The 11,644-nt window shown below is 70.5% G+C and carries 8 protein-coding genes, 1 tRNA gene and 1 pseudogene; 3 read left to right on the forward strand and 7 right to left on the reverse strand.

Annotation, left to right across the window (positions count from 1 at the left end):
- Positions 1–169 precede the first annotated feature (169 nt).
- The 7 genes and pseudogenes from A5706_RS31990 to selD form a co-directional block, all read right to left on the reverse strand.
- Positions 170–430, reverse strand: a pseudogene (locus A5706_RS31990) (50S ribosomal protein L11 methyltransferase); the annotation flags it as partial.
- A gap of 99 nt (positions 431–529) precedes the next feature.
- Complete coding sequence (locus A5706_RS03170; RefSeq protein ID WP_068126989.1) at positions 530–1,084, reverse strand: type 1 glutamine amidotransferase domain-containing protein; 555 nt, start codon at positions 1,082–1,084, stop codon at positions 530–532.
- 213 nt (positions 1,085–1,297) lie between these two features.
- Positions 1,298–2,284 (reverse strand): LLM class F420-dependent oxidoreductase, encoded by a 987-nt coding sequence (locus A5706_RS03175; protein WP_068126990.1) that lies wholly within the window; start codon positions 2,282–2,284, stop codon positions 1,298–1,300.
- 158 nt (positions 2,285–2,442) lie between these two features.
- Positions 2,443–3,528 (reverse strand): NrfD/PsrC family molybdoenzyme membrane anchor subunit, encoded by a 1,086-nt coding sequence (nrfD, locus tag A5706_RS03180; protein WP_068126993.1) that lies wholly within the window; start codon positions 3,526–3,528, stop codon positions 2,443–2,445.
- Positions 3,525–4,487, reverse strand: a complete 963-nt coding sequence (locus A5706_RS03185; RefSeq protein WP_068126996.1) for a 4Fe-4S dicluster domain-containing protein — start codon at positions 4,485–4,487, stop codon at positions 3,525–3,527. Before A5706_RS03185 ends, nrfD begins: the two co-directional genes overlap by 4 nt.
- Positions 4,462–7,770, reverse strand: coding sequence for a formate dehydrogenase (gene fdh / locus A5706_RS03190; protein WP_082964170.1), 3,309 nt, complete (start codon positions 7,768–7,770; stop codon positions 4,462–4,464). Before fdh ends, A5706_RS03185 begins: the two co-directional genes overlap by 26 nt.
- A gap of 39 nt (positions 7,771–7,809) precedes the next feature.
- Positions 7,810–8,811, reverse strand: coding sequence for a selenide, water dikinase SelD (selD, locus tag A5706_RS03200; protein ID WP_369831790.1), 1,002 nt, complete (start codon positions 8,809–8,811; stop codon positions 7,810–7,812).
- Between the two features lie 19 nt (positions 8,812–8,830).
- On the opposite strand from selD, the gene A5706_RS03205 reads away from it, so the two are divergent.
- The 3 genes from A5706_RS03205 to A5706_RS03215 form a co-directional block, all read left to right on the forward strand.
- Positions 8,831–8,925, forward strand: a tRNA-Sec gene (locus A5706_RS03205).
- An 18-nt stretch (positions 8,926–8,943) separates the two neighbouring features.
- The gene (gene selA, locus A5706_RS03210; RefSeq protein WP_068127002.1) at positions 8,944–10,236 is read left to right on the forward strand and encodes an L-seryl-tRNA(Sec) selenium transferase; all 1,293 of its coding nucleotides are present in this window, start codon (positions 8,944–8,946) and stop codon (positions 10,234–10,236) included.
- On the forward strand, positions 10,224–11,644 hold a 1,421-nt coding region (locus A5706_RS03215), incomplete at its 3' end, for a GTP-binding protein (protein WP_068127004.1). The genes selA and A5706_RS03215, both read left to right, overlap by 13 nt.

Here is an 11,644-nt window from a genome sequence, read left to right on the forward strand (position 1 = left end):
GGCCGAGATGGGCTGTGCCAGCGTGACCGCCTGCGACACCTGCCCCCACGCGGTGCGTTGTTCGCGCGGCAACGCCGCCCTGGCCGGCGTGGAGGTGGACGTCCGCCTGGGATCGTGGACCGAAGCCGTCGACTGGGCGCCGTTCGACGTGGTGGTGGCCAATCCTCCCTATGTCCCGGCCCCGCCCGCCGGCGTTGCCGCGCGAACAACGCACCGCGTGGGGGCAGGTGTCGCAGGCGGTCACGCTGGCACAGCCCATCTCGGCCGCGGCGATCGCGACGAATCCGCTACCTGTGCAAAGGTCGAGGACCCGTCGTCCCGGAATGAGGGCGGTGTGGTGCATCGCGTCGACCAGCAACCGGGAATCCTCTTGGGGCCGATACACATTGTGCGCGACCGAGATCGCGGGCTCTGGATATGTCGTTGTCAACGTGGGCCTTTCGCTCAGCCTGACAGGGATCGCCGTGGCGATCACGGCCTGACCTGTGTAATGCCCGCAAACTTGCGGGTTAAAACGGTCCGGCGGCGGCTATCCCGCGTTGCCGGAGGCGAATTGCTTGACGATGGTCTCGCAAAACGCCGGCAGGTCCGACGGTGAGCGGCTGGTGATCAGGTTGCCGTCAACCACCACCTCTTCGTCCACCACGTGGGCGCCGGCGTTGCGCAGGTCCGTGCGGATGCTGGGGTACGAGGTCAGCGTGCGCCCCACGGCCACGCCGGCCTCCACCAACGTCCACGGTCCGTGGCAGATTGCGGCGACCGGCTTGCCGGAGACGACGAAGTCGCGGACGAACTTGACCGCAGCCTCGTCCAGACGCAATTTGTCCGGGTTGACAGTGCCGCCCGGGAGTACCAGGCCGCCGAAGTCGTCCACCGACGCGTCCGACACCGCGCGGTCGACGGGGAAGGTGCCCGCGGGCTCGAGATCGTGGTTGCGAGCCTGGATTTCGCCCGGCTTCAACGACAGCACCTCGACCTCGGCGCCGGCTTGCTCCAGGGCCGCGCGTGGCTGCTCCAGTTCCACCTTCTCCACGCCATCGGCCGCCAGGATGGCGATCTTTGTCCCTTGCAACTCATTTGACATCGCGATACCTCCTTCACTGGGTCGTGGATACGGACGACTTGCGTCTCCATCGCGAAGCGGGCGCGTAATGCCGCAAAACCGCTGTTGCACAGCAACTTGCAGGCCGCCTGCCCGCCCGGCCCAAAGCCTTCGTTCGTACGTCAAACAGCCGGTGGTCGCCCGAAGCCCACGTTGGCTGTCGGATACCCGGGCAGAAACGGCCCAAACTTGTGATCAACCAGCAGCGTCGCGCAGCGCGTCGAGCAAAGGCTGGGCGGCCTCTTTGAGGAAGAGGTCCTGCGTCTCGCCGCCGATCTGGACCAGCGCGATGTCGGTGAACCCGGCCTCCCAGTAGGGTCGGACCGCCTCGACGATCGCGTCCAGGTCCGGACCGCACGGAATCGACTCGGCAACGTCGTCGGGCCGCACGAACTGGGTCGCGCCGGCGAAACCGGCCGGAGTCGGCAGGTCGGCGTTGACCTTCCAGCCGCCGCCGAACCAGCGGAACTGGTCGTGCGCGCGCTGGATGGCGGCATCCCGGTCGGGATCCCACGACACCGGGATCTGGCCGACCACCCTGCCGCCGCCGGCGAGGTTGGCGGCCTGGCGCGCGGCGTGCCACTCGCGGACGAGGTCCGCGTCGGGCTCCACGGCTATCAGGTGTTCAGCCAGCCTGGCAAACCTCTCGACGCCCTTCGCCCCGGACATCGCGACCCCGATGCCGATCGGGACGTCCGGCACGTCCCACAGCCGCGCCGAGTCCACCTGGAAGTACTCGCCGCGCCAGTTCACCAGCTCGCCGCCGAACAGCTCCCGGATGATCTTGATGGCTTCGCGCAGCATGTCCTGCCGGCGCTCGACGGTGGGCCAACCCCTGCCGACGACGTGTTCGTTGAGGTTCTCGCCGCTACCCAGGCCGAGGGTGAACCGGCCGTCGGACAGGATCTGCACGGTGGCGGCCTGCTGCGCGACGATCGCGGGGTGATACCGCATCGTCGGGCAGGTCACGTACGTGTACAGGTCCACCCGTTCGGTGGCGTGCGCCACCGCACCCAGCACCGCCCAGGCGTTCGGCGCGTGCCCCTGCGACGTCAGCCAGGGCGAGAAGTGGTCACTGCACACCTCGAAGTCGAACCCGCGATCTTCGGCTGAAACTGCATGCCGCACAAGGTCTTTGGGTCCACTCTGCTCGGTCATCAAAGTGTAGCCAAAATTCGTCATAGCCAACTGGATACCCAAGCGTTGCTCGTCGTAACGGCGCGGCAAAAAATCGGAGTGTGAATCGTGGGCACTGCGTGTGAACCCTGGGCGGACGAATCGCCGAAATCCCGCCCTCAGCACACATCGAAAACCGCCACCGCACACTCAAGGCGGTGCGGCTAGTCCGCGGTGGTGATGGAGTCTCCCGTGACGCCCGCCGCCCGGCGGGCCGCCAGCCTGCGCTTCTGCGGCTCGATCGTGTAGCGGGGGTCGCGGGTCGACTCCAGCCCCGCCTCGAAGAACCCGAACCGCAGCATTGCCGAGCCCGTCAGCAGCGCCATGCCGGACAGGGCGGCGACGCCGCGGTGTTTTCCGCCGAGCAATGCGCCCAAACCGCCTGCGGCCGCGAGCCGTTCGCTCCACGCCAGCAACCGGCCGGGCCTGCCGTGGTGCAGCGGTTCCCTGGTCACCGGGTCCATCCGGTGTTCGGTGAACTTGGCGGAGACCAGATCGCTCACCGCGCCGATGACGGCCAGGGTGCGGGCGGGCCCGGCCTCGGCGACCGGGGTGGTGATCATCGCCAATCCCGATGCGGCCAGGGTCGCCGAGCTCGCGAACACGAACGGCAAATCTTTGTAGGCGGCGTTCCACGTCGGGGTTGCGGTGTCGCTGAGCAGCACCGCGGTGTAGACGGCAAGCGGCGGCGCGAAGAGCGCGGCTTCCAATCCGGCCGGGCCCTCGATGGCGCGCAGCACGGGCCGCAGCGGGCCCAGCGGGATGCGCTCGCCGGTCATCCGGTCGATCTCGGAGACTGCGGCCACCCCGATCCCGGCGCTGAAGGAGCTGAGGATCCACGATCCGACGCTCATCGGCGAGGTCAGCTTGATCGTGCGCAGCATGTTGACGAAACGCTCGGGCCGGCCAAGGTCCTTCACCAGCGCGACCGCGCCCAGCATCACCGCGATCAGGGCGGACAGCCTGGTGTTGCGGCGCAGCTTGTCCCGGCCGGTGAGCTGGGCGCCGGCCGCCAACAGGCCCGAGCCACCGGCGACGCCGCCCAGGAACAGGTATGCCGCCACTTCGTGTCCCCACGGCGCGGGCTTGACCACCGGGCGTCCGTAATACGAGCTGAATTCCGCTTCGGGCACCATCGGCATCTCGCGCGAGCCGTCGGCACCGCCCTTGCGCCCCTTGCCCTTTCCGTTGCGCCGCCGGCCGCCCGTCGGCTCGGGCGGGCGCAGGCTGTCGAATTCCGAGGTGGTCACCTGCTCCTCCAGAACGCCAGCACCGCCGCGCCGAGCATGCCGGCCGCGGCCAGGCCGGCCCGCTTGAACATTTCGGGCAGGTCGGCCGTGCACACCCGCGGGTCGGGCGGGAGCCCGTAGACCTCCGGCTCGTCGAGCAACAAGAAGATCGAGCCGGTGCCGCCCACCCCGTCGCACTCGTTGGCGCCGTAGAGGCGGGCCTCCGTCAGCCCCTGGGCATGCAACGCGGCGACCCGCTCCCGCGCCTTGACCACCAGGTCGTCGTGGTCGCCGAACTTGATCGAGGTGGTCGGGCAGGTCTGGGCGCACGCCGGTATCTGGTCCTCGACCAGGCGGTCGTAGCACAGGGTGCACTTCTGGGCCACCCCGGAAACCGGTTTCTCGCTAGGGGAACCCGGTCGCTGCGCCGGCGTCGTATAGGTGCCGTCGCTGCGCCGCTCGACCACCCCGAACGGGCACCCCGCGACGCACGTGCCGCACCCGTTGCAGACATCGGCCTGCACGACGACCGTGCCGAATTCGGTGCGGAACAACGCGCCGGTCGGGCAGACGTCGAGGCACCCGGCGTGCGTGCAGTGCTTGCACACGTCCGACGACATCAGCCAGCGGAACTCGGGCGTGTCCGGCGGGCTGGTGTCCGGAGGTGCCGGCACGGCGGGCATGCCTAAATCGGTTAGTGCCCGGCCGGATTCGCGCGCCTGCTCGATGCGGTCGCGGCCCTGCTCGATGAACGCGACGTGCCGCCATGTGCTGGCGCCCAGCGCGCCGGTGTTGTCGTACGACGAACCCAGCAACTCCAGCTCCCCGTCGCGAGGGTTGCGGTTCCATTCCTTGCACGCGACCTCGCAGGCCTTGCAGCCGATGCAGATCGAGGTGTCGGTGAAAAATCCCTTGCGCGGCTTGGGAACTGCCCAACCTGCTTCGGCGGCCGGGTCAGACGGTCCGCTCAGCTGGCCCATCGGCTCCCCCTTCCCCGACGGCGTCGCTCACTCGTACATTTCCCGTCTCGGCGGTGGCGCCCGCGCGAGATTGGTATTCGGCGATCAGGCGCAGCAGCTGTTCGCCCTGCGGTCGGCGGCCCGGCCGGATGTCACACGACCCGGCCTTCGACTCTTGAATCTGCACGTTGGGATCCAGTGTGACGCCCAGCAAGTCGTTGGCCGCGTCCCCGCTGACCACGGCGTCGCCGCCGACGCCCCAGTGGTACGGCAACCCGATCTGATGCACCGTGTGGCCGTTGATCACCAGCGGCGCAACGCGTTCGGTGACCAGCACCCTCGCCTCGATTGCCGAGCGGGGCGAGATGATCGTCGCCCACCCATACGGCTCCAGGCCGCGCTCGGCGGCCAGCTCCGGGGACACCTCGCAGAACATCTCCGGCTGCAGCTCCGACAGGTAGGGCAGCCACCGGCTCATGCCGCCGGCGGTGTGGTGCTCGGTGAGCCGGTAGGTGGTGAACACGTACGGATACACGTCGGCCCCGGGCTCGCCGGCGCTGGGCGCGCTCAGGTTGTCCTTGCGCGGGAACGTGATTCGCGACGGATTCCGTTGCTGCGGATACAACGCGTTGGCGACCGGGGACTCCTGCGGCTCGTAATGCGTGGGCAGCGGCCCATCGACCATCCCCTTCGGGGCGAACAGCCAGGCTTTGCCGTCGGCCTGCATGATGAACGGGTCGTCGCCGGCCAGTGCATCGGGGCCGCCGATGTCCGGATCCGGCCGGACGTGGGGGGCGCGGTCGACGGGGAAATCGGGCACGTCGTCGCCGACCCAACGGGCGCGCTGCTCATCCCACCAGATGTAGCGCTTGCGCTCACTCCACGGTTTGCCGTCCGGGTCGGCCGATGCGCGGTTGTACAGGATGCGCCGGTCGGCCGGCCAGGCCCAACCCCACTCGGACTGGCTGGGACTCGGACCGCCCAGCGGCGCCCGCCGGGCGGCCTGGTTGACCCCTTCGGCATACACCCCCGAGTAGATCCAGCAGCCGCATGACGTCGAGCCGTCGGCCCCCAGCTCGGTGTACCCCGGCACGGGCTGGCCGGCTTTGGGCCCGGTCAGGTAGCAGCCGCTGATCTCGGCGAGCACCGCGGTGGGGTCGGGCTCGCCATGCTCGTCGGTGGGATAGTCCCAGGTCAGGTCCAGCAGCGGCCGGTCCCGTTCGTCGGTAGAGCCGGCCAGCCGCTGCCGGATTCGCTTGCCCAGCTCGACGAAGAATTGCAGCTCGCTCTGGCAGTCGCCGGGCGGGTCGACGGCTTTGTGGCGCCACTGGACGAGGCGTTGGGTCTGGGTGAACGATCCGGCCTTCTCGACGTGGGTGGCCGCGGGGAAGAAGAACACCTCGGTCTCGATGTCCTCGGTTCTCAGCTCGCCGGAAGCGATTTCGGGGCCGTCCTTCCAGAAGGTGGCCGACTCGATGAGGTTCAGATCGCGGACCACCAACCACTTCAGGCGCGACATGCCCATGCGCTGCAACCGACCGTGCGCCGAGCCGACGGCCGGGTTCTGGCCGAGCAGGAAGTACCCGTCGACCTCGTCGTCGAGCATCGACATGACCGTCTGGTACGTGCCGTGCGGGCCGGACAGCCGCGGCAGGTAGTCGTAGGCCCAGTCGTTGTCCGCCCGGGCGGCGTCTCCCCACCACGCCTTGAGCAGGCTGACGAAGTAGGTGTCCGCGTCGGCCCAGAAACCCTTCTGATTCTTCGGGCCGACCGCTTCGATGTACTCCCGGAACGTGTCGTGGACGCCGGCCTTCGGCATCGACAGGTAGCCGGGGAGCAGGTTGAACAACGTCGGAATGTCGGTCGACCCCTGGATGGTGGCGTGACCGCGCAGCGCCATGATCCCGCCGCCCGGGCGACCGACGTTGCCGAGCAACAGCTGCAGAATCGTTGCGGTGCGGATGAATTGGGCCCCCAGCGTGTGCTGAGTCCAGCCGACGGCGTAGGCGAAACAGGTGGTGCGCTCACGCCCTGAGTTCTCGACGATCGAGCGGGCCAGGTAGTCGAAGTCTTCGGCGCTGATGCCGCAGACGTCGCGCACCATTTCCGGCGTGTAGCGCGCGTAGTGGCGCTTGACGATCTGAAACACGGTGCGGGGATGCTGCAGGGTCTCGTCGCGCATCACGCGAGCGTGCGGCAAGGGCGGACCGCCGCTGCCGTGGGCATCGCCGGCCGCTCGGGCGGACGCGCTGGCGCCGTGCTCTCGGCGGTGGCTTTCGGCCTCTTCCTGCCCCGCGTACGCCCAGGTCGTTGAGTCGTATTGCCCCGTCTCGGGATCGTAACCGGAGAACAGCCCGCCCAGATCCTCTGTGTCGCGGTAATTTTCGTTGATCAGGGTGGCCGCGTTGGTGTACGCGACGACGTACTCTTTGAACCAGAGTTCGGCAGAGATGATGTGGTTGATCAGCGCCCCGAGCAGCACCACGTCAGAGCCGGCCCTGATCGGGATGTGCTTGTCCGAGACCGCGGACGTACGAGTAAACCGCGGATCGACGTGAATCACCTTGGCACCGCGGGATTTCGCCTCCTCGACCCACTGGAAGCCGACGGGATGACACTCGGCCATGTTCGAGCCCTGGATGACAATGCAGTCCGCGTTGGCCATGTCTTGCAGTGTTTGGGTGGCGCCACCGCGCCCGAAGGAGGTCCCCAGACCGGGAACCGTGGAGCTGTGTCAAATACGAGCTTGGTTCTCGATCTGAATGGCGCCGGCGGCGGTGAAGAGCTTCTTGATGACGTAGTTCTCTTCGTTGTCCAGTGTGGCACCGCCGAGCGCGGCGATCTTCATGGTGCGCCGCAGCGGATGTCCCTTCTTGTCGATGTCCTGCCAGGAATGGCGGCGCGCCTCGACGAAGCGGTCGGCCACCATGTCGATCGCGGTGTCCAGCTCGAGGGGCTGCCACTCGGTCGCTCGTGGAGCGCGGTAGAGCACCTTCAGCTGCCGGCCCGGCGAGTTCACCAGCTGTTCACTGGCAGCACCCTTGGGACACAAGCGGCCTCGTGAGATCGGCGAGTCCGGGTCGCCCTCGATCTGGACCACCCGTTCGTCCTTGACGTAAACCTTCTGCCCGCAGCCGACGGCGCAGTAGGGGCAGATGCTTTGGACCACGCGGTCGGCCGTCGTCGTGCGCGGCGCGACGGCGCGGGTCTGTTTCGAGGTGACGGCCGACCCGCGGCCGAGCTTGTCTCCCGAGCGCAGCTGACGCACGACGGGCCACTCCAGGAAAAGCTTGCGCATAGCCATGGCCTCTACCCTAGTGCGCGCGCCCGAAACCCCGCCCGCTCAGCGCACCACGATCGTGCGCTCGCCGCGCGGCACCAGCTCCCCGATGACGGGCGCCCCGGGAATCTCGCCGGCGATCAGCAAACCGCCGGAGGTTTGCGCGTCGGCGAGCAGCAGGGCCTCGTTCTCGGCGACCGCGGACAGGTCGGCGTGCGGTGCCACCCAGTCGAGGTTGCGCCGGGTGCCGCCGCTGACATAGCCGGCCGCCAGGGCCACGCGCGCGCCATCCAAATAGGGCACCGCCGCCGAGTCGATCACCGCGGTGACGCCGCTGGCCCGTGCCATCTTGTAAAGGTGGCCCAGCAGGCCAAAACCCGTTATGTCCGTGGCACATTCGGCGCCCGCTGCCAGCGCCGCGGCGGCCGCGTCGGCGTTGAGCGTGGTCATCACGTCGATCGCCTGCTCGAAGCGCTCCCCGGTGGCCTTGTGCCTGCTGTTCAGGACGCCGATGCCGAGCGGCTTGGTCAGCGACAGCGGCGTGCCGGGTTTGCCGGAGTCGTTGCGCAGCAACCGGTTCGGGTCCGCGACCCCGGTGACGGCCAGCCCGTATTTCGGCTCAGGGTCGTCGACGCTGTGCCCGCCGGCGAGGTGGCAGCCGGCGAGGCCGCAGACGTCCAGCCCGCCGCGCAGCGTCTCCGCCGCCAGCTCGAACGGCAGCACGTCGCGCGGCCAACCCAGCAGGTTCACCGCGACCACCGGGCGCCCGCCCATCGCGTACACGTCGGACAGCGCGTTGGTGGCCGCGATCCGGCCCCAGTCGTAGGCGTCGTCCACCACCGGGGTGAAGAAGTCCGTCGTCGCGATCAGTGCCGTGCCGCCGTCGATCCGGACCGCCGCGGCGTCGTCGCCGTGGTCGAGCCCGACCAGCAGCTCGCCGAGCGGGTCGCGTGGCGCGGCCGGCCCGAGTCCGCGGACGATGTCCTCCAGTTCACCGGGCGGGATCTTGCACGCGCAGCCGCCACCGTGGGCGTACTGGGTCAGTCGGTAAGGCACGAAGTCCATACTTGTCGACATGGTCCGAGGAGGCGTGTCCGGTCTGGTGACCGGCGCGGTCTTCAAAACCGTCGAACGGCAGACGCTGCCGCTGGCGGGTTCGATTCCCGTCCGCCTCCGCCATACTCCCTCGAGCCCGACATGAGCGACCCGCGCCGACGGGTGCCCGGGACCGACGTCCTGCTCGCCGATCCGCGCCTGGTCGAAGCGCAACGCGTGCTGGGCCGCGCACTGGTGAAGTCGGTGATCGTGGAGGCACAGCGGCTGGCGCGTGCCGGCGAGATCGAGCCCGAGCGCGTCGCCGAGCACGCCGTCGCCGCCCTTCCCGCCACCGCGTCGAGCCTGCGGCCCGTCCTCAACGCGACCGGCGTCGTCGTGCACACCAACCTGGGCCGGGCGCCGCTGTCGCGGGCCGCCGTCGACGCGGTGGTCGCCGCGGCCGGGACGACGGACGTCGAGTTCGACCTGGCGACGGGCCGGCGCGCGCGACGCGGCCGGGGCGCGCTGGCCGCCCTGGCGCGCGCGGTGCCCACCGCGGGCGGCGTGCATGTCGTCAACAACAACGCCGCCGCGCTGCTGCTGACCGCCCTGGCGCTGGCTGGGGGCTCGTCGGGGGGCAAGGAGATCGTGCTCAGCCGCGGTGAGTTGGTGGAGATCGGCGACGGCTTCCGCATCCCCGAGCTGCTGGCGTCCACCGGTTCGCGGCTGCGCGAGGTCGGCACCACCAACCGCACCAGCCTGCGCGACTACGCCGACGCGATCGGGCCCGACACCGGTTTCGTGCTCAAGGTGCACCCGTCCAACTTTCACGTCACCGGGTTCACCTCGGCCGTCGGCGTCACGCAGCTGAAGGAGCTGAACGTCCCGCTCGTGGTCGACATCGGCTCCGGGCTGCTGGCGCCGCACCCGCTGCTGCCCGACGAACCCGACGCCACGTCGATGCTGCGCGACGGCGCCAGCCTGGTCACCGCGAGCGGCGACAAGCTGCTCGGCGGTCCGCAGGCCGGCCTGCTCTTCGGTGACGCCGAGCTCATCGAGCGGCTGCGCCGGCATCCGGCGGCGCGCGCCCTGCGCGTGGACAAGCTCACCCTCGCCGCGCTGGAGGCGACGCTGGCGGGCCCGCCGCCGCCGGTGGCCCAGGCGCTGGACGCCGACGTGGCGCGGCTGCGGGCCCGCGCCGAATCGCTTGCCGACCGGCTGCCCGGGGCGGTCGCGGTGGACTGCGTCGCCGCGGTCGGCGGCGGGGGTGCGCCGGGCGTCGAGTTGCCCAGCGCGGCGGTGAGCCTGCCGGAGTCGTACGCCGCCGCCCTGCGCGCCGGAAGCCCGCCGGTCGTCGGCCGCCTGGAATCCGGCCGCTGCCTGCTCGACCTGCGCACGGTGGCGCCGGAGGACGACGAGCTGCTGGCGGCGGCGGTGCGGGCATGTTCGTCGTAGCCACGGCCGGGCACGTCGACCACGGGAAGTCGACCCTGTTGCACCGGCTCACCGGCATGTGGCCCGACCGGCTCGCCGAGGAGCGGCGCCGGGGCCTGACCATCGACCTGGGCTTCGCGTGGACCGAGGTCGGCGGCCGACAGGTCGCGTTCGTCGACGTGCCCGGCCACGAACGGTTCGTCGCGAACATGCTCGCGGGCGTCGGCCCGGTGCCGGCCGTCTTGTTCGTCGTCGCCGCCACCGAGGGCTGGATGCCGCAGTCCGAAGAACACCTGACGGCGCTCGACGCGCTCGGGGTCCGGCACGGGCTGCTGGTGATCAGCAAGGCCGACCTCACCGATCCCGATCCGGCAATCGAGCGCGCGCGCGAACGGTTCGCCGCCACCTCGCTCGGCGACGTGCCCGTCGCGGTCGGCACCGACCTCGAGCGGGTGCGCACGGAGCTGGCGGCACTGATCGACCGGCTGCCGCCGCCGGACCGCAACGCCGACGTGCGGCTGTGGGTCGACCGGTCATTCTCCGTCCGGGGCGCGGGCACGGTGGTGACCGGGACGCTGGCGGCAGGCACCATCCGGGTGGGCGACGAGCTGGAACACGCCGGCCGCCGCGTGACGGTCCGCGCGCTGCAGTCGTTGGGCCGCAACGAAATCGAGGTCGGCGCGGTGGCGCGGGTGGCGCTGAACCTGCGGGGGCTGGACCGCCACGACATCGGCCGCGGGGACACCGTCCGGACGCCGGGCGTGTGGCTGGACACCGCGGAGATCGACGTCGGCCTGCGGTCGGCCGGCACCCTGCACCGCCAGCTGGTGCTGCACGTCGGGTCCGCCGCCGTGCCGGTCCAGGTGCGCCAACTGGGGACCGCCGCGGCGCGGCTGCGCCTGGCGAACCCGCTGCCGTTGCGGGTCGGTGACGTCGGGCTGCTGCGCGATCCCGGGGAGCACCGGATCGCGGCCGGCATCGAAGTGCTCGACGTCCGGCCGCCCGGGCTGCGCCGCCGGGGCGCGGCGCGCGAACGCGCCGCCGAGCTGGGGACCGGCCGGGTCCGCCCGCCTGACTGCGCGCGGGCGAGCGACCTGCGCGCCATGGGCCTGCCGGCGCGCGGGCAGCGGGTGGGCGACTGGGTGGTGGACCCGCAGTGGTGGGCCGAACGGCGCGACCGCGCGACCGAGGCGGTCCGGCAGTGGGCGGGCGAGCACGACGTCGCGGCGGGCATGCCGCTCGAGACGCTGCGGCAACGCGCCGGGCTGCCCGCCGCCGAACTGCTGCCGCCGCTGCTCGCCGGAACCGGCCTGGAGGTGGCCGACGGGCGGGTCCGTCCGCCCGGGGCGGCCCTGCCGGCCCGCGTCGACAAGGCGGTGCGCGCGATCGAGGAATGGCTGGCCGCCGAGCCGTTTCGCGCGCCGGAGGC

Source organism: Mycobacterium sp. E796 (assembly GCF_001672815.1).
In the GTDB taxonomy this organism is placed as follows: domain Bacteria; phylum Actinomycetota; class Actinomycetes; order Mycobacteriales; family Mycobacteriaceae; genus Mycobacterium.

Excerpts from the sequence above, each read along its gene's own strand:
- A5706_RS03170 (WP_068126989.1), bottom strand. The coding sequence starts at position 1,084 with ATGTCAAATGAGTTGCAAGGGACAAAGATCGCCATCCTGGCGGCCGAT.
- A5706_RS03175 (WP_068126990.1), bottom strand. The coding sequence starts at position 2,284 with ATGACGAATTTTGGCTACACTTTGATGACCGAGCAGAGTGGACCCAAA.
- A5706_RS03185 (WP_068126996.1), bottom strand. The coding sequence starts at position 4,487 with ATGGGCCAGCTGAGCGGACCGTCTGACCCGGCCGCCGAAGCAGGTTGG.
- selD (WP_369831790.1), bottom strand. The coding sequence starts at position 8,811 with ATGGACTTCGTGCCTTACCGACTGACCCAGTACGCCCACGGTGGCGGC.
- selA (WP_068127002.1), top strand. The coding sequence starts at position 8,944 with ATGAGCGACCCGCGCCGACGGGTGCCCGGGACCGACGTCCTGCTCGCC.